Origin of the sequence: Methylophaga sp. UBA3603, from assembly GCF_002375335.1 — a bacterium.
In the GTDB taxonomy this organism is placed as follows: Bacteria; Pseudomonadota; Gammaproteobacteria; order Nitrosococcales; family Methylophagaceae; genus Methylophaga.
Genome location: NZ_DFMC01000010.1, coordinates 249,676 through 272,681, shown reverse-complemented (window position 1 = coordinate 272,681; position 23,006 = coordinate 249,676). Strand labels below are relative to the sequence as shown.

Below are 23,006 nucleotides of genomic sequence, written 5' to 3'. Positions count from 1 at the left end.
GTGTTTAATGCTGGGTGAATTCATGCAAATACCTCAGAGCTCACAGGCTGCTCAGGTCATTGTTACGGAAACTGCAAGTCGCACGCTGCCGCTTACTCCTGGTCAGGTTGCGCAGGCGGTGGTGGTCTCAGCAGGTAAAGCCGGTGAAAATGTTGATATTCAATTGGCGGGAAAAATCGTCACCATTCAGGCTGGTGTGGATTTGCAACGTGGTCAGACTATCGAACTACAGCGGTCCGATAGCGCTGATAAAGTGGCGTTTAAACTGATTTCAGTCGCAGCCGTTTCTTCCGTTTCGACCGATCTGCGTCCGGGGCAAACGCTATTGGCTGAGGTCATTAAGTTGCTGCCCCAGCAATCCATCTTGCTGGCGCTGCAGCAAACAGGAAAGGTATCTGTTCCCCTGGAATTGGATATCAGCAGACTAAGTTCCAGCTTTAGACCCGGTCAGCAACTTTTAGTGCAAATTCTCAGTAACTCACCGTTAAGTGTGGCTTTACAAACTCCCAATCAAACTTCCTCAGAAACCATGGTTTCCCACCAACGTCGTTTAATGCCAATGGTTTTAGCTCAGCCACCACAATTGCAAAATGTTATCAATGCATTACCTGAATTGAAAAACATGCTGCCGGTGCAAAATGCCGTGAGCCAACTTTGGCAAAATATTCGCGAATTACAGACTGTCCAGCAACCTACCAATTTACAGCAGGCCATTCAGCAGTCAGGCGTATTCCTGGAACGACAGTTACTGCAGCCCAATCCGAGTTTAACTGGAGACTTTAAAGCCAATTTGCTGAAACTGGCTGCTGCGTTGGAAGGGCAGATCCGACAGACAGCAAATGGACAAATCAATGCTCAGAATCTTCCGCCGGAGATTCGAACTGCACTGATAAATCTGCTCAATCAGCCAGCGGCTTTACAGCAATTGCCATCTCATATAACCAGTGCTTTACTGGCTGGCGGGCAGACGCCAGCGCAGTTGCTTACCACGCTTCTGGCAGGACAAGGTTCTGTTGGCGGGACTGTCACAACTAATCAACCGATGAGTTCTCCGAATGCACCTGTTCAACAAATTGCTCAGAATGCCCAATTTCAGGCTGGCGTTACCGAGTTGGCCAGATTGCAGGTGTTATTGCGTGAAGTGGAAACCGCGCTTGCCAGAGTGCAGATGAACCAACTGAACATGGTAAGGGAGGCGGATAGCCCCACCCAACAGCAGGTCTGGTTAATGGATGTGCCGCTAAGGGACAAACAACAGTTACAGTGGATGCAGCTACAGTTTCAGCAGGGGAACAAGCAGAACCAGCAAGATGAAGAGCAATGGCAGGTCACACTGAACCTGGAAACGCAAAACCTTGGCAAGCTGCGGGCTTCGATCGGCTTACAATCAAGTGTTGTCAGTGTGGCATTAACGGCAGAAGATCCCAAAGCGGTGGCATTGCTGGAGGAAAATATCGATTTATTACGCGAAAAATTAGCGGCACTTGATTTACAGGTGCAAAAATTAAGTTGTCACTGTGCCCCGGTGGAATGGTTAACGCCGCTGACGCAGACAGCTACCTCTGATGCATTACTGGATATTTCGGTATGAAACAGCAGTCACAGCCATTACGAGCAATTGCACTACATTATGATGGTGATAATGCACCGACAGTGACCGCCAGTGGTGAAGGTGATATTGCCGCTGAAATTATCCGCATTGCCAAACAGCACAATATTCCGCTTCGTGAAGATGCAGCGTTAGCGGACATGCTTAAAGATATGCAGCTGGGTGAAGCGATACCCGAAGCTTTATATCGGGTAATCGCTGAAGTGATAGCCTATGCCTATATTGTTTCAGGAAAGTTTCCCAAAGAAAAAGGTTAAATTCCTTTAGCAATTCATCTATATCGAACCATTATCATTGAGCTCATATAGGCTAAATTTCTTCAATACTTTATAAATCGCATTATAAAAATCACATTAAGTATTGATTTTAAAATATAAAACCGCTATTTTCATCTGCATGTATCTCTAAAACCGGTCAAAAGTAACCGCATACAGAACAGATGAATAAACTGCTAACAATTGAGTCACAGGTGTCAAAGACATCCGAGCAGAGCCTGACGGCGCCAGTATCTGCTGCGGAAGTTAATGATTTACTGGCGGCACGAATTCTGATTAGCGGGACACGCGTTTCTGATCTGGCTTTTCTGCAAACCATGTTGTCACTTAGTGGATTTACTAACATCACCAGTGCAAATGGCCAAGAAAAGCTGATGCAAGTACTGCGCAAGAATATTAATGATGATCAATGTGATATTGATTTAATTATTCTGGATTGTCGCCTGGGTGAATGTAATGCCCGTGAACTGCGACTGAAACTGGATCAGTTTGATGAATGGCGGCGCATTCCGGTTATTGCCCTGACCGAAAAATCCCAATGGAACCATAACCAGTTATTAACGGATTTGGGGCATGGGGTGACGTCGCTTTTATATCGGCCGCTTACTGCTGAATCATTGCCGCCTGCAGTTATGACCACGCTGGCTACCAAGCGCGAACGTGATCATTACTATCTCCGCCAACAACAGATTGAAGACGAAAATGCCCAGCTAAGGGTGATGGAAGCTCGACTGCAATTTTCAGTAAATCATGATGATTTGACTGGTCTGGCAAACCGGCGTCGGCTTGAACAGGCACTTGAAATTACTTTAACGCAGGTGCGGAATTTCCATACCAGTAGTGCGGTGTTTTATATTGATCTGGATAGCTTCAAAGTTCTTAACGACGCTGAGGGTCATGAGGCGGGTGATAGCTTACTGGTACAGGTTGCGAATTCGTTGCGGGGATTTTTTAAAGTCCGCGACACACTGGTTCGAATCGGTTCTGATGAGTTTGCGGTATTAGTCGATACCATCGATCCGGAAACCGCCGTAGCGCGGGCAGAAGGTTTGCGAGACCTGTTTGATGGCTACAGTTTTACTTTCCATGATCATCAATATCATTTATCTGCCAGTATCGGTGTTAAATGTATTTCCGAAGCGGATGCCTCGACAGTAGGTGAAATTCTGTCGCATGCCAATCAGGCCTGTTATACCGCCAAAAAACGTGGACGCAATCGTGTACATGTATACAGCCCGGCAGATCGTGAAATGTATGCATTAAGACACAGTGTCAAATGGGCGCCCAGAATTCGTGCGGCATTGAAACAAGAAAAATTTGTTCTGGAATTTCAGCCCATCTACTCGCTCAAAGAGAGGAAAATCAACCATTACGAATGTTTGATTCGAATGCGTGGACAGGGCGACAAACTCTATTACCCACAGGATTTTATTCCCGTTGCTGAGGCTATGGGGTTAATTCACCAGATTGATTTGTGGGTGGTTAATCATGCATTTGAATTGCTAACACACATACCGAGTGATACAGCACTGGCGGTTAATTTGTCGGGCAATATTTTCCTCGATCAGAACTTATATCCTCTGGTGGAACGCAAACTGCTGGAAACCGGTGCCGATCCTTCGCGTCTGGTATTTGAAATTACTGAGACGTCAGCCATATCCAATTTTGAACAAACCAAACAGATGGTGGATCGTCTGCGACATTTAGGGTGTCGCTTCGCACTGGATGACTTTGGTGCCGGTTTCAACTCTTACAGCTATTTAAAACATTTCCCGGTAGATATATTGAAAATTGATGGTGGGTTTATCACCAATTTACATAATGATCCGGTAGATCAATTATTGGTGAAATCAATGATTGATATCTCACACAGTCTCGGCAAAAAAACGGTAGCTGAGTTTGTTGAAGACAGGGAAACACTGAAGATGTTGCAGGAATTCGGTGTGGACTTTGTCCAAGGTTATTTAATTGGTAAGCCTCAACGCGCGTTGCCTAATAAATCCTAGTGTAAATCGGTTACGGACTGACGCTGCATCCCATGCAGACGGGTAATCAACAATGCTTCTTCCTCACTCAGGTTGCAATTATCAATAAGCTGATTGATATCAACACCTTTTCTTGCCAAGCGAATGGCATGCTCGTAACTTTGTTGTTGAGGCTGTCCCAAATCCATACTGTTTTGCTGCTCACGTATTTTCATCAGGGTTTGTTCAAAGCGAACAATTCGTTCATCCGAACCCACTGCAGCACTGCATAAAGCAGATAACTGTTGCTGCAGAGCACTGATTTGGGTGGCCTGAGAGCGGCTCAATCGAAAGAAACGGTAGCTGGTGACCAGTAGCACAATCCCCAGCAATCCCACCAAACTGTATAAGCCGTATAACATCATGATATATCTCCTGAGATATCACACATATTCATCAATAATGCCGGTTTTAGGTGGCCGCTTTGGCTGTTTATTTTCTTTTTCATTATCTTCGACATGATTATCGTCCTGCTCGTTCTGTTTATGGCGACGTTTTTCATCTGCAGGAACATCCACTCTTGTTGTAGGAACAAGTGGTTGAGCAGGATGAATTTCGTCAGCCATGTCACATCAGAAACTGGCGATATCAGCGATTTCATCATCATTCAGCAGTTTATTGACGTCAACCAGAATCAATAACGTTTTATCTCGGTTACATACGCCCTGAATAAAACGAGAACTGTCATCACTGCTGACATTAGGCGCAGTGTCAATTTCTGATTGATGTAAATAAACCACCTCAGCGACGCTGTCGACTAACATGCCAATAACGTTACCACTGACTTCGGCAATAATAATTCGCGAATCTTCGTCAGCTTCACGGGAGGGCAGACCAAACCGCTTGCGAGTATCAATGACGGTTACCACATTACCGCGTAGATTGATGATACCCAGCACATAATCAGGTGCTCCAGGTACTGGAGCTATTTCAGTTGGGCGTAATACTTCCTGCACCTGCATCACATTGATGCCATAGACTTCCTGTTCCAAATGGTAGGTAACCCATTGTAGAATCGGATCACTGCCGGCCTGATTATCTTGCTCGCTCATGGTTTTTTCCTTATTCAAAAAATTGACCAACCTTAATCTGCCAATTTTATGACGCTATTTATATATATTCATCAAAGCACAGTTTGTGCCAATTTTATTTGCTAACGTATTATTTTTAACAGCTCGGGTAACGAAATAATACTACTCAGAGGAGACATTAACATACCCGCCAGCCAGGGTCTCTGACCTGGTTCTCGCCGCCAACGCACATTATCACCCTCGAGCTTGACCACATGACGTATCGCTGAGACCGCCAATCCCAATTGTTTATTGTCTACTAATAATATGTATCGGTTGTTATCTGAATTACTTGATTGATTGGTGATCAATGTTGTCAAATCGATTACTTGGGTATGCTGTTGAGGCCGACTTAAGGTTCCAACAACATAGCTTGGATGCCCTGGAATTTGCGACAACCCATCGTCTGGCCAGTTTTCAATGCCATCCAGTTCATCCAGACTCAATGCAAGCTGCATTCCCGCCACCTCGAATAATAATGCCTGCGTATGTTTGTCAGGCGAATTTTCGATGTCGGCGAAGCTTTCGGGTTCGGCGACAGGAAGTGTCTGGTCTATCTCAGCAGCTACCTGTTCAAGCGTTTCCGGTTCACTGTCCAGCAATAACTCCTGCAGATAAGCTGCTAACGCCTGTTTTGGTTCTTTTATTTGTGTTGGCTTAGACATTCTTATCTGACTTTGCCACTGCTGCGGCTTTGGTGAGTTTCTTCATTAGACGTTCATACGCCATGCTGCCCCGACTTTCAGGATTGAGTGCTGGCAGGGGAATGCCTGATTTGCTGGCATCACGAAATTGCGTATCTATTGGAATCGCATCCTGCCAAAGGTTATCTTCATAGTCTTTTTGCATTTTTTGCAATGTCTGGGTGCCAGCCCGAGTACGACGATCATACATGGTCGGCACAATCAGATACGGCAGCTTGTGCTGACGGGAATGGTTGATCAAGTGTAGCGTGTGCAACATGCGTTCTAGCCCTTTTAAGGCCAGAAATTCAGTCTGGACCGGTATTAACAGCTCATCACATGCAGCCAGAGCATTCACCATCAACACTCCCAGCATTGGCGGGCAGTCAATCAGTACATATTCAAAACGGTCTTTGAGTTGCTGTAGGGTTTTTTGTATCACTAAACCTTTGCCACTTTGAATGCCCAGCTGGCGATCCAGTGTCGCCATCGCAGTTGCAGCCGGTAATATGTACATATTTTCCTGACTGGTTTTCTTCAATGTTTTGAATATGGCGTTCAGTGGTTGCTGTTCAGCATGTTGGAATAGGGTATAGATACTGTTTTCGATATTGTCCGGATCAAAACCAAAATAAGTGGTTAATGAACCATGTGGATCCATATCCAGCAACAGCGTTGAATGGCCCTTCAACGCCAGATGGCTGGCAAGACTCACCACCGTAGTGGTCTTGCCTACGCCACCTTTCTGATTGGCGATCGCCCAGACCGTCATGGAGATGCTTCACCATTATTGGCGGGCATCATCAACGGCGATGACAAGGTGTCAGTAATGGGAGTACTTGAGTTTTCTGGCTCTGTTGCAGAGCGATTAAATTGATCAAACACTTCAAGTGTCCTCCGGCTTTCCGAGCTGCCCAGAATAACCAGAACAACCCGACGGTTTTTTTGGCGGCCCAATTCCGTTTCATTATCAGCTATCGGTTTGAATTCTCCATACCCAATAGCTGACATTCGTCCCGGCTCAATGCCAAAACGATCCAGTAAATTTACAACACTGGCAGCTCTGGCTGCTGACAACTCCCAGTTTGACGGAAATCTTGGCGTATTGATCGGTTGATCATCGGTAAACCCTTCAACCTGCAGAGGATTGGCAACGGGTGCCAGTACATCCGCAATCTGACCAATCACTGGCACAGCCTCACGTGCTAAACGCGCATCGCCGCTGGCAAACAGAAAATTGGAATTGATTTCTACCTCCAGCCAGTCTTCAGTTTGTTTGATACTGACATCTTCATTAGTAATCAAATCGGCCAGTGCACTGCTGAGTTGCTGCGAAATATCATTAATCGTCCGTATGCTCTGCTCGGAAACGGGGGGGCGTTCTTTGGGAAGTTCGGGTAATTCAATTTCAAAATCCGGAAGTTCTGGTTTACCCGGTGAAGCTACTCGTTCGCCTTGTCCGCGGCTGACTTCGCCAATCTGAATGGGGTCCTCACTGCGGGTTGATTGTGAGAACACGCTTTCCAGTGTCTCTGATAGCACCCTATATTTACCTTCATTAACAGAAGAAATGGAATACATCACCACAAAAAACGCAAACAGCAGGGTGATAAAATCAGCATAGGAAACCAGCCAGCGTTCATGGTTTTCGTGTTCTTCATGACGCTTTCTCCGGGCCATAGGATTAACCCAGATATGCCTGCAGACGGCTTTCGATATTGCGTGGATTGTCACCATCAGCCACACTGATCAAGCCATCAATTAACATCATTTGTAATTGGGTGCGGCGCTGTACCAACGTCTTGAGTTTATTTCCGATTGGTAAAAACAATAGGTTAGCCAGCCCGACACCGTAAATGGTGGCAACAAAAGCCACGGCAATGCCTGATCCAAGTGAGGAAGGATCTGCCAGATTTCCCATGACGTGAATTAACCCTAATACCGCGCCAATGATACCGATGGTGGGTGAATAACCTCCCATGGCTTCATAGACTTTAGCGGCCTGCAGATCATTGTTTTCCATGATATCGAGATCGGCCTCCAGAATTTCACGAATGATTTCCGGCTCGGCACCATCAGCAATGAGTTGCAGACCTTTTTGGGTAAAGATATCGGTTTCTTCCATAGCCATAGCCTCAAGGCGAAGTAACCCCTCACGTCGGGCGATTTGATTCCAGTCAAGAATCTTTTCCAGTAAACGTTTGGCCGATTGCTGAGGGGGCTTGAATATCCATACGGTCATTTTCAATGCACGCAAAAATGTATTCATCGGCGTCTGTAGCATTACGGCACCCAGTGTACCGCCCAATACAATTAATAAGGCCACCGCATTAAGAATGGTATCGAGATGCCCACCTTCCAGATACTGACCGACAATAATGGCACCAAAACCAATCAGTAAGCCCAGGATGCTAAGGATATCCATAGCTTATTTAAGCGCCGTCAGTAGTTTACCGATTTCAGCCAGGCTGAGAATTTTATCAGCCACGCCTGCCTTGGCGACGGCCATTGGCATACCATAGATAGTACTGGACTGTTGATCCTGAGCCCACACGGTTGAGCCTTTCTGATGCATTTTTATCGCCCCATCACAACCATCAGCCCCCATACCGGTAAGGATTATCGTCAAGGTCTGTGCTGGACAAATCTGGGCAACAGATTCCAGTGTGACATCAATACAGGGGCGATATGTTGCATTTTCGGGGCCAGCATCGACCTGCAGATAAAGCTGTCCTCGACGGCCTTTCAACATCAATTGTTGTCCACCCGGAGCAAGGTAAGCCACTCCTGGTTTTAAGGAATCATTCTGCTGAGCTTCTTTGATTTTGATATGACACTGGGAATTCAGTCGTTCAGCAAAAGAGGGGGTAAACGTTGCAGGCATGTGCTGCAATAGAATAATCGGAAACGGAAATTCCGCTGGCAACTGGGACAATACACTTTGCAAAGCAACAGGCCCACCGGTTGAGGTGCCGATAACCACCAGTTCAATTTTTTTCTTTTCAAGTGGCGTTATGGTGGCCGGTGATTCTGACGTTTTGATGGCTGTGGTATGTTTTTCAGGCTTTGAGTGTGTTGCCAGAAAATTGATACGGTCACATAATTTTTGCCGGGCGCTGGCTTTGTCCTGCGCAAGATCTTCAAAACGTTTTGGCAGAAAGTCCATCGCCCCGGCATCTAATGCCTCTAGTGTTGCTTTGGCGCCATCCGTGGTCCAGGTGGAAAGCATAAGCACCGGGGTAGGGCGACGGCGCATGATTTTTTTTACTGCCCCAATGCCATCCAATACAGGCATTTCCAAATCCATGGTAATAACATCGGGTCTGTAGCGAGATACCAGTTCGACGGCTTCCATACCATCAGCGGCACTGGCGATAACTTCAAGCCGAGGATCGGCATTAATGATTTCAGTCAGTCGCCGGCGAAAAAAAGCTGAATCATCAACAATCAGTACCTTAACAGTCACAAATATCCTTAATAATTTCGATGTGCGTAGGTATTCATTAACTCTGGGAAATCAAGAATCAGAGCAATACGTCCATCGCCAGTAATGGTCGCTCCTGCAAAGCCTTTGGTGCCATGCAGCAGGGCTCCCAGAGGCTTGATAACCACTTCTTCTTGTCCAATCAACTGGTCAACAACAAAACCCACTTTTCGTGTGCCGACATTGACGATAACAACATGTTCGGTTGTTGCTTTACGCTCTGTGACATTGTTTTTATTCAGCCATTTACGCAAATAAAATAAGGGCAGAGCTTTGTTTCTAACAATAACAGTTTGCTGACCATCAACGGTATTGGTTTTATTCAAATCCAGATTAAAAATTTCATTCACACTGACCAATGGGAAGGCAAATATCTGATTACCCAACATCACCATTAATGTGGGCATGATCGCCAGAGTTAACGGGACTTTGATAGAAAGTGTAGTGCCTTTGCCTATTTCCGATTGAATATCAATGACACCATTGAGTTTGGAGATGCTGGTCTTGACCACGTCCATACCGACACCGCGACCGGAGATATCAGAAATATCCTGTTTCATCGAAAATCCTGGTGCAAATATCAATGCAAAACATTCCGATTCGGTCAGACGTGAGGCAGCTTCCTCATCCATCATGCCTTTTTCAACGGCTTTGCGGCGTAATACTTCAGGGTTCATTCCGGCGCCATCATCTGAAATAGTCAGCAGAATATGGTCACCTTCCTGAGCTGCAGCGAGCACGATTTGCCCTTGTTTCGGTTTGCCTGCCGCTTCACGGACATCGGGCATTTCAACGCCATGATCGACTGCATTACGAACCAGATGCACCAACGGATCTGCCAGGGCTTCTACCAGATTTTTATCCAAATCGGTTTCTTCGCCACGTAACTCAAGATTTATGTCTTTTTTCAGGCTGCGAGCCAAATCACGTACCACTCGAGGGAAGCGACCGAATACCTTTTTGATCGGTTGCATCCGCGTTTTCATGACGGCGGTTTGCAGGTCTCCAGTAACCACGGCAAGATTATTGACGGCTTTGGCCATTTCCTCGTTTTCAAAGGCCGCTTCCAGCGTGTTAATACGATTTCGCACCAGAACCAGTTCGCCTACCATATTCATGATGTCGTCCAGTCGGGACGTATCGACGCGTACACTGGTTTCTGCTGGCGCTTTCGCTGCTTGCGGTGCAGCTGCAGCAGCTGGTTTTACCGCTGTTACCACATCCTCATCGTCAGCCGTTTTCGGTGAAGATGCAGGTTCTGCTGGACTGACAGGTTTAGCTGCTTCGGCAGCAGGTTTAGCTGCGGGCGGAGGAGTGGTTTTAGCTGCTGGTTTCTTTCCCTGTAATTCATCCAGAAGCGCTTCAAATTCTTCTTCGGAGATTTCATCATCTCCAGTCGATTTGGCTGGTTCGGCTTTAGGAGGATCTGCAGGTGGAGTAATGCCAGGCGCAGCATTGCCATGCAACTGGTCCAGTAGCGCTTCAAATTCATCATCTGTTATGTCATCGCCAGCTACATTGTTTTCAGCTGCCGGTGGGCTCACTTCTGGTTCAGGCTCTGGTTCAGGTTCTGCAGCAGCGGGCGGCGCTTCACCAGATAAATAAGCCGCCAGTTGATCGATTATGACCGGATCAGCTGCCGTTGGATAAGAGCCGGCTTTGACCTCAGCAAACATACTGTTAAGAATATCCAGTACCTTGAGAAAGGTATCCATCATGTCTGCATCAACCAGGCGTTCACCCTGACGCAACAGGTTAAATACATCCTCGCCTTTATGACACAGGTTTACCATCGCTTCGAGACTTAAAAATCCAGCGCCACCTTTAATGGTGTGAAAGCCCCGAAAAATGGAGTTAAGTAAATCTTTATCCTGTGGCTGTGTTTCCAGAGCAACCAATTGCTCATTCAAGCCATCCAGTATTTCTTCTGCCTCAACCAGAAAATCCTGCAGAATTTCATCATCTGTATCTAAGGCCATGCTCCTGTCCTTCTAAAAACCAAGACTGGATAACAAATCATCCACATCGTCCTGGTTGTTGACCACATTCGGTTTATTTTTAGCATTTATCTGCGGTCCTTCTGCTTTTAATGGATCGACCTGTTTTGTCTCTCCACTTTGCTGAGATTGTCCTGCCACCTTAACCAGTTTTACCAGATTGTTTTCAACTTCTTCTACCAGTCCAATGACCTGGCGTAAAACTTGTCCGGTTAAGTCCTGAAAGCCCTGTGCCAGCGTCATTTCAGATAAGTTATTGTGGATCTCCCCAGCATGCGTATTCACCACAGGTAAGTAAGCTTCAATTTCCCGGCTCAAATCACGGAATTCTGTTGCTGACATCTCCCGATTTCGAAAGCGTTGCCAGCTTTCATTGAGCTTAGCGGCAGTTTGTTTCAATTCATTAGCCAAAGGCAGGGTTTTATCGATATAACCTAACGTTTTGTGTGCAGCTTCTTCAGTGGTTTGAATAACGTAGTTCAGACGATCCCGGGTATCCGGCATATCGTTGTGTGTCAGATCAACCAATCGGGCATCAACTTTGAAGTTATTTAATGCTTCGTGAAGTTCACGGGTCAATTTGCCTATTTGCTGAAATAATGCACTTTCGCGAGCATTGGTAAGCGCCATTAATTCAGTTTTAATACGATCTTCGTCATCCTGCTCAATCGCATTAATAAGGGCCTGGGCGGCTTCAAGTTGTTCTGCTTTATTCAGAGCTTCCATAAATTCCTTTCCAGCGGATTATTGTGCGTTGATACGTTCGAATATTTTTTCGATTTTTTCTTTTAATGTTGCGGCCGTAAATGGTTTGACAATATAGCCATTGACGCCAGCCTGAGCGGCCTCAATGATTTGCTCCCGTTTTGTCTCGGCAGTAACCATTAACACGGGCAAGGTAGCTAATTTGGGATCGGCACGCACAGTTTTAAGCAAGTCTATTCCTTGCATGCCGGGCATATTCCAGTCGGTTACCAGGAAATCGATACCACCTGCATTTAAGATGGGCAGGGCAGTTAAACCATCATCTGCTTCAATAGTATTATTGAAGCCAAGATCACGTAATAGATTTTTGATAATCCGTCGCATTGTAGAAAAGTCATCCACAATGAGGATTTTCATATTTTTATCCAAGGTATACCTCCCAAAATTACTGCATCCAATCGCGAAGCTTACTACGCAATCTCACCACAGTTTGTGTGTGGATCTGACTGACACGTGACTCACTGACGCCGAGTACTTCACCAATTTCTTTTAAGTTTAATTCTTCATTATAGTACAGGCTCATTAATAACCGCTCACGATCCGGCAGACCGTCTATCGCTTCTGCAAGAGCGCGTTCAAAATTGTTATTCTCGGTGATTTCAGCGGGACCGACATCATCACTACCGAAAGAGTCACCATCAGTCAGTTGATTATCAGTCATATCATCCAGACTGAATACCTGGTGCCCTGAGGCATCCTGTAATTGCTGGTGGTACTGATCAAGTGTCATTTCCAGTGCATCCGCCACCTCTACATCCATTGGTGAACGGCCAAGTTGCTGTTCAAGCTGATGCATGACTTCAGCGATTTCACGGGCTTTGCGGTGTACCGAGCGCGGTGCCCAATCATTGCGCCGAATTTCATCAAGCATCGCTCCACGGATACGAATACCCGCATACGTTTCGAAGCTGGCACCCTGGCTGGCTTTATACTGCTGGGAAGCATCCAGCAGACCAATCATGCCTGCCTGAATTAGATCATTCACTTCAACCGTATGGGGTAAGCGGGCAACCAGATGATAAGCGATACGTTTAACCAGGCCACCATGCTGTTCAATCAGCTGGTGCTGAGTGAGTTCTGATATTTGGCTGGAATACATGCTTAATCCAATCATCCTAACCTGCTTCCAGGCTAGCCTGTATCAGACGTTCAACAAAGAATTCCATATTTCCCCTCGGTTGTTTGGCTACGGGCCAGTAATCGATTTTTTTTGCCAGATGCTGAAATGCCGTGGCAGATTTGCTGCGCGGTAAAAACTCGACCACTGAACGTTGCTTTTTAACTGCCCGACGAAGATCTTCATCAAAAGGAACAATCCCCATAAAATTTAAGGTTACATCCAAAAAGCGATCGCATACCAGTGAGATTTTATCGAATAATTCACGACCTTCCTGAATACTGCGTCCCATATTGGCAATAATATGGAATCGTTCAACTCCATGCTCGCGACTCAGTAATTTGATTAATGCATAGGCATCGGTAATTGAGGCAGGTTCATCACAGACAACAACGATGACTTCCTGCGCCGCTTTGGTAAAACTGACGACACTGTCAGCGATACCTGCTGCACTGTCGATAAGCAGGATATCAATGTGATCATCGAGTTCACTAAAAGCTTGAATCATACCCGCATGTTCAGCAGGGCTGAGTTCAGCCATTTTCTTAACACCGGAAGCCGCTGGGATAATCTGTAGCCCGGATGGGCCATCAACCATAATTTCTTTCAGGCTTTTATCTCCCTCAAGAACATGCAGCAGATTGAATTGCGGATGTAAGCCAAGCATCACATCGATATTGGCCAAACCCAGGTCAGCATCGAGTAGAACGACTTTTTTCCCTTGAGTAGCAAGTGCCACACCAATATTCACCGTGACATTGGTTTTACCCACACCACCTTTACCACTGGCAATAGCGATTACTTTTACCGGCTTCGGAATGTGGGTCATTTTTCGCAGACCACTTGCCTGGTCCAAGGGTGCATCAGCCATAAGCGGCAAAACCTCCGTAACTGGATACTGTATGAGGATCCAGTGCTTGTTGTTCAGATTGCATCAACTCACTGGCCTGATTCACCAAACTGTTTGGTCGTGCCAGACCGAGATCTTCAGGTACTTGCTGACCATCGCAGATATAGGCCAAAGGCAGTTGATGACGAATTATTGCAGAGACCGCACCTCCCAGACTGCTGCTTTCATCAGTTTTGGTCAGAATGCAGCCGCTTAATTTAAGGTGCGAAAACGCCTTAATGATATCATTCAGAGCAGAGTTTTGGGTGGTTGCAGACAGCGTGAGGAAATGTCGGATTCGGGGAGAATGCTGAGTTAACATAGCTATTTTTTGTGTTAATTGCATATCACGCGGATTCATACCTGCAGTATCGATCAGTATAAAGCGCCGATCAAGCATATCATTCAGTGCTTCACCCAGTTCCTGATGGTTTCGCGCGACTCGTAATGAGACGCCCAATATACGAGCATAACTACGCAGTTGCTCCTGACCTCCGATTCGGTAGCAATCAGTGGTAATCAGGCCTACCTGGCGTGCACCGTGTTTCAATGCGCAACGCGCTGCCAGTTTGGCAATGGTCGTGGTTTTACCAACGCCAGTCGGTCCCACCAGAGCCATGATGCCACCTTTTTCGATAATGTCCTGATCTGATAACGGGATTTGCGCCGCAAGTTTGCCTAATGATTGACGCCAGGCAGTTTCCAGATCATCAATTCCCTGACTGGCTGTAACCAGTTGTTTGGCGAGTTCAACATCCGTTCCCATGCGCATATGGCGTTGCAAAACTTGCATCTGGGTGGGACTTTGTCTTGCCATATCCTTCCAGGTTAAATCAGATAGCTGGTTTTGCAGCATATCCCGCAAACTGGCAATTTCTTTGCGCATCTGAACCAGAGTGGGTTCCTGCGACCAGATATTTTGTTGTGGGGCAACGTAAGCCGGTGCTTGCGGTTGAGCAGGATCAATTTCAATTTTGGGTTCGTCTGCGACAGCTGCGGGACGAGGAACATTATTCTGACGACGGAATTGCGTCTCATCGTAATCTGTAGCCGCCACAATCTCCACGCCACCATCAACGCGAGTATTAGAGAGGATAACGGCATCCGGACCCAGTACTTCACGTACTTCGCGGATTGCCTGACGTACATCTGCCGCCTGGAAACGTTTAATTTTCATCACATCACCTTCTTGTTATCGACCCACATTTGCCACAATGCGTATTTGTTTATCATCAGGTATCTCGTTGTAGGAAAGCACATGTAGTCCTGGAATCGCGTTACGGATAAAACGGGAAATCCAACCTCTTAATCCCGCCTGAACCACCAAAATTGCCGACTCACCCGACATCTCTTGTCGTTGAGCCGCTTCTTGTAGATTTTTGTGCATATTTTCTGCGAGTCCCGGTTCCAGACTTGCGCCACCCTCTCCAGATGCCTGTAATGTTTTTAGCAATATTTGTTCCAGCTCTGGATCCAACGTGATGATAGGCAGGTCAGGTTGGGTGCCATTAATGTGCTGTACGATGGAATGTGCCAGCGCCATTCGTGTTGCGGCAGTGATTGCCTCGGGATCGGGATTGCGTGCTGCCTGTTCGGCAATTGCCTCACTGATGGTGCGGATATCGCGAATCGGAATGTTTTCCTGTAGCAGGTTTTGCAGAACTTTTTGCACCGTACCTAATGGGACGGTATCGGGTACCAGACCTTCCACCAGTTTGGGCGCAGTTTTGGCAAGATTGTCCAGCAGGTGCTGAACTTCTTCGCGTCCCAGTAAATCATGCGCATGATTTTGCAGGATTTTACTTAAATGGGTGGCAACAACTGTGTCAACATCAACCACGGTATAACCCTGGGCCTGGGCATGCTCTCGCTGGCTGGGCTCAATCCAGATTGCATCCAGACCAAAGGCGGGATCCTTGGTACGAATACCCTCTAATTGGGCGAAGACCTGACCGGGATTGATTGCCAGCATCCGATCGGGATAGACCTCGGCTTCACCAAAGGTCACACCAAATAAAGTGACTTGATACGCGGTGGGCGATAAATCCAGATTATCGCGGATATGCACCGGTGGAATTAAGAAGCCCATTTCCTGCGAAATCTTTTTGCGAATACCTTTGATGCGATTCATCAACTGGCCGCCCTGATTTTTGTCTACCAGTGGGATCAAGCGATAACCGACTTCCAGTCCAATTGGATCAACCGGACTTAAATCATCCCAACTCAGCTCCCGTTGATCTCGATTGGCTTCCTGTTGTGGCGGTGGAGCTGCCGCAAGTGTGGCGGCTTTTTGACGCTGTGCTATCAACCAGGCACTGCCAGCACCGGCACCGGCCAAAAGTAAAAATGGGACATTTGGCATGCCGGGAATTAAACCCATTCCGCCGATAATGCCTGAGGTAATGGCCAGGGTTTTGGGTTCTTTCAACAACTGAGAGAAAATCTGCTCACCAATATCCTGATCAGCAGTAGAGCGGGTGACCAGCAAGCCCGCAGCGGCAGCAAGCAGTAATGAAGGTATCTGGGCGACCAGACCATCACCTATCGTCAGCAGGGTATAGTTATGTGCTGCTTCAGAAAAGCTCAGACTATGTTGCAGAACACCAATGACAAATCCACCGATGATATTGATAAACAGGATCAGGATCCCGGCAATAGCATCACCGCGAACAAATTTACTGGCACCATCCATAGAACCGTAAAAATCTGATTCCTGCATGATTTCTTCACGACGACGGCGGGCTTCATCCTGATCAATTAAGCCAGCATTTAAGTCAGCGTCGATCGCCATTTGTTTACCGGGCATCGAATCCAGGGTAAAACGGGCGCTAACTTCAGCAATACGCGTTGCACCTTTGGTGACCACCACAAAGTTGATAATAACCAGAATGGCGAAAACGACCAGACCTACCGCATAGTTACCGCCGATAACAAACTCACCAAATGCTTCGATAACCTGCCCGGCGGCGGCAGTACCGGTGTGTCCCTCAAGCAGAACAATACGGGTAGAAGCGACATTTAAAGCCAGTCTTAGCAGGGTTGCTAATAGCAGTATGGTTGGGAATGCGGCGAACTGTAAGGGTTTTCTCACATAAACACTGGCCAGCACGATGGTCAGTGATAAGGCGATATTAAAGCTGAATAACATATCCAGCATAAATGCAGGAAGGGGAATGACCACCATGGCCAGCAATGCCACCAGGAACATTGGTGTCGCGACATTACCGTTTAACACCCCACCTAAACGGCTTGTCAGGCTTGTATTCTCCATTGACTACTCATCTCGTTTAAATTCATCCGGTATTGGCAAGTCTTCTGTATTGAGATTTGGCTTGTTACCGCCCGTATTTTTATAACGTCTCAATTGGAAGACAAACGCCAATATCTGGGCTACTGCAATATATAGACCAGATGGAATTTCCTGACCGATTTCCGTGCTGTAATAGACGGCTCGGGTCAGTGGAGGAGCAGAGATAATGGGCACTTCGTGGTGATCGGCGACCATTCTGATTTGTTGCGCCATCAGATCGGTGCCTTTAGCCAGGACAATTGGAGCGCCAGATTTAGATTGGTCGTAACGTAAAGCAACCGCGTAGTGTGTTGGGTTGGTAATGATAACGTCGGCTTCGGGCACATCCTGCATCATCCGTTGTTGAGATAACTGGAGTTGCATCCTGCGAATCCGCCCTTTGACTTCCGGGCTACCTTCGGTTTCTTTATTTTCGTCTTTAAGTTCCTGTTTTGTCATGCGTAATTGTTTAGTGTGATTCCATAGCTGGAAAGGCACATCAATCAACGCAATCAAAATCAGGCTGGCACAAATTGCTAAAAATCCCCAGAGGACAATGAACCCCAGCTCTGTCATTGCCACTTCAACTTCCTGCCGTCCCAGTGTCAATAATCGGTCACGCAGACTCCACAGAATTAAGGTGCCTATGCTGCCCACCAGTAAAAACTTGCCTAGCGCTTTGCCAAGTTCAACCAGACCCTGAGGGCCAAAAATACGCTTAAGACCGCGAAGCGGACTCATCTTTTCCGGTTTGACGCCCATGGCCTGCGTGGAGAAATTCCAGCCGCCAATCAATGCCGGAGCTGCTAATGCCGCTATCAGCGTAATTGCCAGAAAACTACCGACATCAACAGCCATGATTTTCAAGGCGACAATCAGCTGCTGCGCCATCATATGCGGGTCCATGATCAACTTGCGGTTCAGCGAAAAGGATTGGGTCATTACCTCGCCGAGACTGCTGACCAGATTTCCACCTACAAACAGCATCGCCACCGCACTGGAAATCAATACCACTACTGTGCTTAATTCCTGGGATCGGGGGACCTGACCCTTCTCCCGTGCTTCATCAAGACGTTTACCCGAGGGGTCTTCGGTGCGTTCCTGACCGCTATCCTGATCAGCCATTGTTCACTACCAGCATTCGTGTCATTTCCAGCATTTGATCCGAAAAGTTAACCAGATGATTGCCGACCGCGGGCAGGGTGATATAAATGATGACAAAGCCCAAGCCGATGGTAAGCGGAAAACCGATCGAAAATGGGCTGATTTGCGGGGCAGCACGAGACAAAATACCAAACGCCAGATTGACCATCATTAAAGAGCCAATTGCAGGTAAGGCAATAATAACACCGGCTGCATACATCCAGCTGGCCAGCCCGGCGATATCACGAAAACTTTCCACTGAAATACCGCCGGCACCCATTGGCAAGGTGATAAAGCTTTCTGCCATCACCTGGATCAATACTAAATGCCCATTAATACTGAGAAACATCAGGGTAATGAAGATCAGATAAAATTGACTGATTACTGGCACCGTAGTGCCATTCTGAGGATCAACCATTGAGGCAAAACCAAGCCCCATCTGCATTGCAATAATCTGACCGGCGACGATGAAGGCATTAATCAATAGTTGCAACATAAATCCCATGCAGATACCAATCATCACTTCTTGAGCAATAAGCAGGATGCCTTCACCACTCAGCGGCGAGAATACCGGGGGGGGAGTATTGATGGTTGGAACCACCACGAAAGTGATGGCCAGAGCAATGATCAGTCTGGTTCGAACATTGACAAAATTGCTACTAAAAATCGGTGCCACCATCAGCATACCGCCAATGCGAAATAGCGGCAGCATATACGCCCCGAGCATCGCACTGATTTCTGCGATAGACAGATTCATCGCTAACCTATCAGGTAGGGAATGTTTTCAAACAGTCGAACCGTGTAATTGGTGACCAGACTGAGCATCCATGGGCCGGCTACCATCAATACCAAAATCGTTACCAGCAATTTGGGAATGAAACTTAACGTCTGTTCGTTGATAGAGGTAGCCGCCTGAAACATGCTCACGATTAAGCCGGCGATTAACGCTGGAATGAGTATCACAATAATCAGCAAAGTAATCACTTCAAGAGTTTGCTGCATAACGGTTAAGACGGTTTCAGGAGTCATCGCTAAATATAAAAGCTGGAAGCCAGCGTTCCCATTAATAATGCCCAGCCATCAATTAAAACAAATAACATCAGTTTAAAGGGCAGAGAGATCAGCATGGGTGACAACATCATCATCCCCATTGCCATCAAAACTGAAGCGACGACAAGATCAATAATCAAAAATGGTACGAAAATCAAAAAGCCAATTTGAAAAGCGGTTTTTAACTCGCTGGTCACAAAAGCTGGCAGCAGCAGGCTGAAAGGTACATCTGCAGGACTTTCAATGGCGGAATAACCACCAATTTCAGCAAATAATTCGATATCACTTTCTCTGGTCTGCGCCAGCATAAATTCGCGAAAGGGTTGACTAACCTGTTCAATCGCTGCGGTTGCTTCGATATCGCCATCCATATATGGCTGAACGCCATTTTCATAGGCTGTACTGAAGACCGGAGACATGATAAAGAAAGTCAGAAACAGCGCCAGACCAATCATAATCTGATTGGAAGGCGTGGACTGCACACCCATTGCCTGCCGCAGAATCGCCAATACAATAATGATCCGGGTAAATGAGGTCATCATTAACAATGCTGCCGGTAACAGCGTCAACACTGTCATTAACGCCAGGATCTGCAAGGTCAGCGAATAACTTTGTGATCCATCTTCGCCAGTCGACAAGGTCAATGCAGGAATACCGGGCTCAGCTAAAACCAAGCCAGGCAACACTAGCAGTAACAAGAACAAACCAACGCTACGCATTATTTATGGCCTCGCTGCTGCATCATCTGTTTCAGCCGATCAGCAAATGACTCGCCCTCAGCGGGTGGGGAAATTTCACGAATGGGAAGTGGTTCGGATAGCGTATGCAAAGTGCTGATATTTTGCGCAGTAACACCAATTAAAAGCTGTTGTTCGCCCACTTGTATCAACACAGCTTTTTCCCGCGTACCTAAAGAGAGGGAGCCTAAAACCTTTAATTGACCATTATGTGCTGCGTGAAAGAATTGACTGCGTTTAAGGATCCAGCCTAAAAACACAATTATCGCCAGCACCACAATCAAGCCAAAGATCGTTTGTAGCAATGTACTGGCATTGACTGGTGTGGAACTCATGGTTTCTGCGTTGACCAATAGTGGGAACAACGCAACAGAGTTCACCAAAATGACTTGCCAATATCTCATCGCAGTTTTTTAATCCGCTCTGCGGCGCTGATAACATCGGTCAGACGTATACCGAATTTGTCGTTAACCACCACTACCTCACCATGGGCAATCAAGGTGTCGTTAACCAATACGTCCATCGGTTCACCCGCCAGCCGATCCAGTTCAACCACTGAACCCTGACTTAATTGCAGTAAATTACGGATGCTGATTCGGGTACGGCCAATTTCCATCGAAATGGTCACCGGAATATCCAGAACCATGTCCATATCTACATCAGTACGTGGTTTACCTTCATCATCCAGTTTATTCAGTGGAGCAGGGCTGGGCCGGGCTGCTGATGACTCGGCATCGGCCTGCTCTTCAAGTGCTGCTGCCCAGTCATCCTGGCCGCTATCGTCATCGACCTGTTCTTCCAGTGCAGCCGCCCATTCGTCAGCCAGATCCTGATCGGATTGTTTTGTATCTTCACTCATGATTTTTAGCCTTTGTCATCTGGTAACTTGGTGTAGTGTCTTTGGGATGTTCAATAATTGAGGTGATTTTCAACGCCGCTTTTTCATTATGCTCACCATAGCTAGCACGGAATATCGGGATATTTTCCACCATTGTGGTCACCGTTTTGGGCATGCTGATAGGGATAATGTCGCCCACTTTTAATGAGCGAACTTGTTCCAGCGTCAGTTTCGTTTGCGCCAGTGTTGCCGAAACGGTGACATCCGCCAACATCAATTCTTCACGCATTGATTTGGCCCAGCGACCATCATCGGCAGAACGATCACTTTGCAGGCCGGTATCCAGTAACTCACGAATCGGTTCCAGCATCGAGTAGGGCAAGGTGATATGTAAATCTCCACCACCCCCATCCAGTTCAATATGGAAGGTGGAAATAACCACTACTTCACTGGGACTGACAATGTTGGCAAACTGAGGATTGACTTCATGGCTGACGAATTCAAATTTTACTGGCATAACCGGTGACCAGGCTTCAGTCAAATCGGTAAAGCACAAATTCAACACCATCCGTATCACCCGTAACTCGGTGGCAGTGAACTCCCGGCCTTCTATACGAGCCTGAAACCGGCCTTCACCACCAAAATAATTATCCAGAATGGTAAACACTAATTTGGGTTCAAAGACGATAAGTCCAGTGCCACGTAATGGTTGTAGCTGAATCAGATTCAGACTGGTCGGAACAAACAATGTATGAACATACTCAGAGAACTTCATCACCTGAACGCCACCCACTGAAATCTCAGCGGAGCGGCGCAGCATATTAAACAGATTAATTCGTAAATAGCGAGCGAAACGTTCGTTGATCATTTCCAGCGTCGGCATCCGACCACGAATAATGCGTTCTTCGTTACCGAAGTCATAACGCCGTGGTTTGCCGAACTCATCCAGTTCAGGTTTATTCTGCTGGATATCGTCACCGCCAAGACCATTTAGCAGTGCATCGACTTCATCCTGTGACAATATATCGTGAACGGCCATATCTATTGCATTACCAAACTGGTGAAATAAACGGCTTCAAGCCCGGTGACATCACTATTCTGCTGTTTAAGGAAACTATTAATGGTTTCCAGCGATGCCTGCTGTAAAGCCTTTGTGCCCTCAGTCGTACTGAGATCGTCATAATTTTGACTGTAAAACAACATCAGCAATTCATGAACCAGTGCGGGTTCATGTAAAGCAAACAGATCAATGGATGCCTGATCGCGCGCCATGACTTTCATTTTGATTTGCAGATAGCGAACCCGATCGTTACTTTGCTCTGAGAAATTGACAATAAAGGGGGCGGTCACTTCATGATAAACCGGAGTGGCTTTCTGTACCTCTACCTCGGCATCCTCTGTCGACTCATCCGAAGCTGCATCTTTAGACAGCCACCAGTAAACACCTGCCCCTATGATAGATAACAGCACGACAATACCAATAATCATGATGATTTTGGTTTTTTTGCTCATGCCTTGTTTGAGTTCGATATCTTTTTGTATTTCAGCCATGTTGTCTATGTCCTATCGATAAATTATTCAAAGCAAATACCGTGCCTGTTCATTGCCAGAGAAAGGTAGTGAAATACACTGCTTCAAGGTTGCTGTTACCTGTCTCTTCTTCAAAAATGGCTTTAATACGCTGATAAGCTTCTTCCTGGAGTTGGGTACGACCTTCCAGACTTTTTACTGAATCCATATTTTGCTCTGCAAATAGAATACGCAGCGTGTCCTGAATCATTGGTAGGTTACTTTCTGCACTGGCCAGGATGGCTGGATCTTCTGACTTTAACGCTACCTTGATTTGCAGATAACGTGCCTGATCATCACTTTGCCGCAAAAAATTAATGGTAAAGGGCTCTTCAATAACGTAATACAATGGTTGATTCGGCTGGCCACCTCCCGCATAACATACATAGCTGGTAAAACTGAGCAATGTGATTATTAATGCGTTCAGCAGATTTTTCATGACTTGGTATACTCCTTTGCGGAATGAG

The 23,006-nt window shown here is 46.6% G+C and carries 27 protein-coding genes; 3 read left to right on the top strand and 24 right to left on the bottom strand.

The window, feature by feature from the left end:
• Positions 1–22: 22 nt before the first annotated feature.
• The 3 genes from B4F66_RS12115 to B4F66_RS12105 all read left to right on the top strand — a co-directional run bounded on the left by B4F66_RS12115 (position 23) and on the right by B4F66_RS12105 (position 3,890).
• The gene (locus tag B4F66_RS12115) at positions 23–1,591 is read left to right on the top strand and encodes a flagellar hook-length control protein FliK (RefSeq protein WP_292353646.1); all 1,569 of its coding nucleotides are present in this window, start codon (positions 23–25) and stop codon (positions 1,589–1,591) included.
• The gene (locus B4F66_RS12110; RefSeq protein WP_292353647.1) at positions 1,588–1,866 is read left to right on the top strand and encodes an EscU/YscU/HrcU family type III secretion system export apparatus switch protein; all 279 of its coding nucleotides are present in this window, start codon (positions 1,588–1,590) and stop codon (positions 1,864–1,866) included. Before B4F66_RS12115 ends, B4F66_RS12110 begins: the two co-directional genes overlap by 4 nt.
• A gap of 212 nt (positions 1,867–2,078) precedes the next feature.
• On the top strand, positions 2,079–3,890 hold the full coding sequence (locus B4F66_RS12105) for a putative bifunctional diguanylate cyclase/phosphodiesterase (protein ID WP_414673322.1): 1,812 nt from the start codon (positions 2,079–2,081) through the stop codon (positions 3,888–3,890).
• Here the strand turns inward: B4F66_RS12105 and B4F66_RS12100 are convergent.
• The 24 genes from B4F66_RS12100 to B4F66_RS11985 all read right to left on the bottom strand — a co-directional run bounded on the left by B4F66_RS12100 (position 3,887) and on the right by B4F66_RS11985 (position 22,978).
• The gene (locus tag B4F66_RS12100) at positions 3,887–4,273 is read right to left on the bottom strand and encodes a DUF2802 domain-containing protein (RefSeq protein ID WP_292353648.1); all 387 of its coding nucleotides are present in this window, start codon (positions 4,271–4,273) and stop codon (positions 3,887–3,889) included. The genes B4F66_RS12105 and B4F66_RS12100 overlap by 4 nt on opposite strands.
• An 18-nt stretch (positions 4,274–4,291) precedes the next feature.
• Positions 4,292–4,474, bottom strand: coding sequence for a hypothetical protein (locus B4F66_RS12095; RefSeq protein ID WP_292353649.1), 183 nt, complete (start codon positions 4,472–4,474; stop codon positions 4,292–4,294).
• Between the two features lie 6 nt (positions 4,475–4,480).
• Positions 4,481–4,960, bottom strand: a complete 480-nt coding sequence (locus B4F66_RS12090; protein WP_292353650.1) for a chemotaxis protein CheW — start codon at positions 4,958–4,960, stop codon at positions 4,481–4,483.
• Positions 4,961–5,061: 101 nt separating this feature from the next.
• On the bottom strand, positions 5,062–5,643 hold the full coding sequence (locus tag B4F66_RS12085) for a chemotaxis protein CheW (RefSeq protein ID WP_292353651.1): 582 nt from the start codon (positions 5,641–5,643) through the stop codon (positions 5,062–5,064).
• Positions 5,636–6,433 carry a ParA family protein gene (locus tag B4F66_RS12080; RefSeq protein ID WP_292353652.1) on the bottom strand — a complete coding sequence of 266 codons (798 nt, stop codon included), beginning with the start codon at positions 6,431–6,433 and terminating at the stop codon, positions 5,636–5,638. Before B4F66_RS12080 ends, B4F66_RS12085 begins: the two co-directional genes overlap by 8 nt.
• The gene (gene motD, locus B4F66_RS12075; protein ID WP_292353653.1) at positions 6,430–7,341 is read right to left on the bottom strand and encodes a flagellar motor protein MotD; all 912 of its coding nucleotides are present in this window, start codon (positions 7,339–7,341) and stop codon (positions 6,430–6,432) included. Before motD ends, B4F66_RS12080 begins: the two co-directional genes overlap by 4 nt.
• 4 nt (positions 7,342–7,345) lie before the next feature.
• Positions 7,346–8,086 (bottom strand): flagellar motor protein, encoded by a 741-nt coding sequence (locus B4F66_RS12070; RefSeq protein ID WP_292353654.1) that lies wholly within the window; start codon positions 8,084–8,086, stop codon positions 7,346–7,348.
• A gap of 3 nt (positions 8,087–8,089) precedes the next feature.
• A complete protein-coding gene (cheB, locus tag B4F66_RS12065; protein WP_292353655.1) occupies positions 8,090–9,127 on the bottom strand; it encodes a protein-glutamate methylesterase/protein-glutamine glutaminase in 1,038 nt (345 codons plus the stop codon).
• An 8-nt stretch (positions 9,128–9,135) separates the two neighbouring features.
• Positions 9,136–11,124 carry a chemotaxis protein CheA gene (locus tag B4F66_RS12060; RefSeq protein WP_292353656.1) on the bottom strand — a complete coding sequence of 663 codons (1,989 nt, stop codon included), beginning with the start codon at positions 11,122–11,124 and terminating at the stop codon, positions 9,136–9,138.
• Between the two features lie 12 nt (positions 11,125–11,136).
• Positions 11,137–11,868 carry a protein phosphatase CheZ gene (locus B4F66_RS12055; protein ID WP_292353657.1) on the bottom strand — a complete coding sequence of 244 codons (732 nt, stop codon included), beginning with the start codon at positions 11,866–11,868 and terminating at the stop codon, positions 11,137–11,139.
• An 18-nt stretch (positions 11,869–11,886) separates the two neighbouring features.
• Positions 11,887–12,264 (bottom strand): chemotaxis response regulator CheY, encoded by a 378-nt coding sequence (gene cheY, locus B4F66_RS12050; RefSeq protein ID WP_014708084.1) that lies wholly within the window; start codon positions 12,262–12,264, stop codon positions 11,887–11,889.
• A 28-nt stretch (positions 12,265–12,292) separates the two neighbouring features.
• The gene (locus B4F66_RS12045; RefSeq protein ID WP_292353658.1) at positions 12,293–13,021 is read right to left on the bottom strand and encodes an RNA polymerase sigma factor FliA; all 729 of its coding nucleotides are present in this window, start codon (positions 13,019–13,021) and stop codon (positions 12,293–12,295) included.
• A gap of 1 nt (position 13,022) precedes the next feature.
• Positions 13,023–13,895 carry a MinD/ParA family protein gene (locus B4F66_RS12040; protein WP_014708082.1) on the bottom strand — a complete coding sequence of 291 codons (873 nt, stop codon included), beginning with the start codon at positions 13,893–13,895 and terminating at the stop codon, positions 13,023–13,025.
• Entirely contained in the window at positions 13,888–15,090 is a 1,203-nt protein-coding gene (flhF, locus tag B4F66_RS12035; RefSeq protein WP_292353659.1) for a flagellar biosynthesis GTPase FlhF, read from the bottom strand. Before flhF ends, B4F66_RS12040 begins: the two co-directional genes overlap by 8 nt.
• Positions 15,091–15,105: 15 nt before the next feature.
• The gene (gene flhA / locus B4F66_RS12030) at positions 15,106–17,184 is read right to left on the bottom strand and encodes a flagellar biosynthesis protein FlhA (protein ID WP_292353660.1); all 2,079 of its coding nucleotides are present in this window, start codon (positions 17,182–17,184) and stop codon (positions 15,106–15,108) included.
• 3 nt (positions 17,185–17,187) lie between these two features.
• Positions 17,188–18,327, bottom strand: coding sequence for a flagellar biosynthesis protein FlhB (gene flhB / locus B4F66_RS12025; RefSeq protein WP_292353661.1), 1,140 nt, complete (start codon positions 18,325–18,327; stop codon positions 17,188–17,190).
• A complete protein-coding gene (fliR, locus tag B4F66_RS12020) occupies positions 18,320–19,102 on the bottom strand; it encodes a flagellar biosynthetic protein FliR (protein WP_292353662.1) in 783 nt (260 codons plus the stop codon). The genes flhB and fliR overlap by 8 nt, the downstream gene beginning before the upstream one ends.
• 2 nt (positions 19,103–19,104) lie before the next feature.
• On the bottom strand, positions 19,105–19,374 hold the full coding sequence (gene fliQ, locus B4F66_RS12015) for a flagellar biosynthesis protein FliQ (RefSeq protein WP_014708077.1): 270 nt from the start codon (positions 19,372–19,374) through the stop codon (positions 19,105–19,107).
• A gap of 2 nt (positions 19,375–19,376) precedes the next feature.
• Entirely contained in the window at positions 19,377–20,114 is a 738-nt protein-coding gene (gene fliP, locus B4F66_RS12010; protein WP_292353663.1) for a flagellar type III secretion system pore protein FliP, read from the bottom strand.
• On the bottom strand, positions 20,114–20,467 hold the full coding sequence (gene fliO / locus B4F66_RS12005) for a flagellar biosynthetic protein FliO (RefSeq protein ID WP_292400093.1): 354 nt from the start codon (positions 20,465–20,467) through the stop codon (positions 20,114–20,116). The genes fliP and fliO overlap by 1 nt, the downstream gene beginning before the upstream one ends.
• A 65-nt stretch (positions 20,468–20,532) precedes the next feature.
• Positions 20,533–20,991 (bottom strand): flagellar motor switch protein FliN, encoded by a 459-nt coding sequence (gene fliN, locus B4F66_RS12000; RefSeq protein WP_292353665.1) that lies wholly within the window; start codon positions 20,989–20,991, stop codon positions 20,533–20,535.
• Positions 20,984–22,009: a flagellar motor switch protein FliM gene (gene fliM / locus B4F66_RS11995; RefSeq protein ID WP_292353666.1), complete on the bottom strand. Its 1,026-nt coding sequence runs from the start codon at positions 22,007–22,009 to the stop codon at positions 20,984–20,986. The genes fliN and fliM overlap by 8 nt, the downstream gene beginning before the upstream one ends.
• Positions 22,010–22,011: 2 nt before the next feature.
• On the bottom strand, positions 22,012–22,521 hold the full coding sequence (locus B4F66_RS11990) for a flagellar basal body-associated FliL family protein (protein ID WP_292353667.1): 510 nt from the start codon (positions 22,519–22,521) through the stop codon (positions 22,012–22,014).
• 49 nt (positions 22,522–22,570) lie between these two features.
• Complete coding sequence (locus B4F66_RS11985; RefSeq protein WP_292353668.1) at positions 22,571–22,978, bottom strand: flagellar basal body-associated FliL family protein; 408 nt, start codon at positions 22,976–22,978, stop codon at positions 22,571–22,573.
• Between the last annotated feature and the right edge of the window lie 28 nt (positions 22,979–23,006).

What these genes read in the sequence shown, in the direction of transcription:
- fliM (WP_292353666.1), bottom strand. Translation starts at nt 22,009, where the DNA reads ATGGCCGTTCACGATATATTGTCACAGGATGAAGTCGATGCACTGCTA.
- B4F66_RS11985 (WP_292353668.1), bottom strand. Translation starts at nt 22,978, where the DNA reads ATGAAAAATCTGCTGAACGCATTAATAATCACATTGCTCAGTTTTACC.
- flhB (WP_292353661.1), bottom strand. Translation starts at nt 18,327, where the DNA reads ATGGCTGATCAGGATAGCGGTCAGGAACGCACCGAAGACCCCTCGGGT.
- B4F66_RS12085 (WP_292353651.1), bottom strand. Translation starts at nt 5,643, where the DNA reads ATGTCTAAGCCAACACAAATAAAAGAACCAAAACAGGCGTTAGCAGCT.
- B4F66_RS11990 (WP_292353667.1), bottom strand. Translation starts at nt 22,521, where the DNA reads ATGGCTGAAATACAAAAAGATATCGAACTCAAACAAGGCATGAGCAAA.
- cheY (WP_014708084.1), bottom strand. Translation starts at nt 12,264, where the DNA reads ATGAAAATCCTCATTGTGGATGACTTTTCTACAATGCGACGGATTATC.
- B4F66_RS12080 (WP_292353652.1), bottom strand. Translation starts at nt 6,433, where the DNA reads ATGACGGTCTGGGCGATCGCCAATCAGAAAGGTGGCGTAGGCAAGACC.
- fliQ (WP_014708077.1), bottom strand. Translation starts at nt 19,374, where the DNA reads ATGACTCCTGAAACCGTCTTAACCGTTATGCAGCAAACTCTTGAAGTG.
- B4F66_RS12060 (WP_292353656.1), bottom strand. Translation starts at nt 11,124, where the DNA reads ATGGCCTTAGATACAGATGATGAAATTCTGCAGGATTTTCTGGTTGAG.
- motD (WP_292353653.1), bottom strand. Translation starts at nt 7,341, where the DNA reads ATGGCCCGGAGAAAGCGTCATGAAGAACACGAAAACCATGAACGCTGG.
- B4F66_RS12070 (WP_292353654.1), bottom strand. Translation starts at nt 8,086, where the DNA reads ATGGATATCCTTAGCATCCTGGGCTTACTGATTGGTTTTGGTGCCATT.
- B4F66_RS12045 (WP_292353658.1), bottom strand. Translation starts at nt 13,021, where the DNA reads ATGATTGGATTAAGCATGTATTCCAGCCAAATATCAGAACTCACTCAG.
- B4F66_RS12095 (WP_292353649.1), bottom strand. Translation starts at nt 4,474, where the DNA reads ATGGCTGACGAAATTCATCCTGCTCAACCACTTGTTCCTACAACAAGA.
- B4F66_RS12115 (WP_292353646.1), top strand. Translation starts at nt 23, where the DNA reads ATGCAAATACCTCAGAGCTCACAGGCTGCTCAGGTCATTGTTACGGAA.
- B4F66_RS12090 (WP_292353650.1), bottom strand. Translation starts at nt 4,960, where the DNA reads ATGAGCGAGCAAGATAATCAGGCCGGCAGTGATCCGATTCTACAATGG.
- B4F66_RS12110 (WP_292353647.1), top strand. Translation starts at nt 1,588, where the DNA reads ATGAAACAGCAGTCACAGCCATTACGAGCAATTGCACTACATTATGAT.
- fliR (WP_292353662.1), bottom strand. Translation starts at nt 19,102, where the DNA reads ATGAATCTGTCTATCGCAGAAATCAGTGCGATGCTCGGGGCGTATATG.
- fliN (WP_292353665.1), bottom strand. Translation starts at nt 20,991, where the DNA reads ATGAGTGAAGATACAAAACAATCCGATCAGGATCTGGCTGACGAATGG.
- B4F66_RS12100 (WP_292353648.1), bottom strand. Translation starts at nt 4,273, where the DNA reads ATGATGTTATACGGCTTATACAGTTTGGTGGGATTGCTGGGGATTGTG.
- fliP (WP_292353663.1), bottom strand. Translation starts at nt 20,114, where the DNA reads ATGCGTAGCGTTGGTTTGTTCTTGTTACTGCTAGTGTTGCCTGGCTTG.
- B4F66_RS12040 (WP_014708082.1), bottom strand. Translation starts at nt 13,895, where the DNA reads ATGGCTGATGCACCCTTGGACCAGGCAAGTGGTCTGCGAAAAATGACC.
- fliO (WP_292400093.1), bottom strand. Translation starts at nt 20,467, where the DNA reads ATGAGTTCCACACCAGTCAATGCCAGTACATTGCTACAAACGATCTTT.
- flhF (WP_292353659.1), bottom strand. Translation starts at nt 15,090, where the DNA reads ATGAAAATTAAACGTTTCCAGGCGGCAGATGTACGTCAGGCAATCCGC.
- B4F66_RS12055 (WP_292353657.1), bottom strand. Translation starts at nt 11,868, where the DNA reads ATGGAAGCTCTGAATAAAGCAGAACAACTTGAAGCCGCCCAGGCCCTT.
- flhA (WP_292353660.1), bottom strand. Translation starts at nt 17,184, where the DNA reads ATGGAGAATACAAGCCTGACAAGCCGTTTAGGTGGGGTGTTAAACGGT.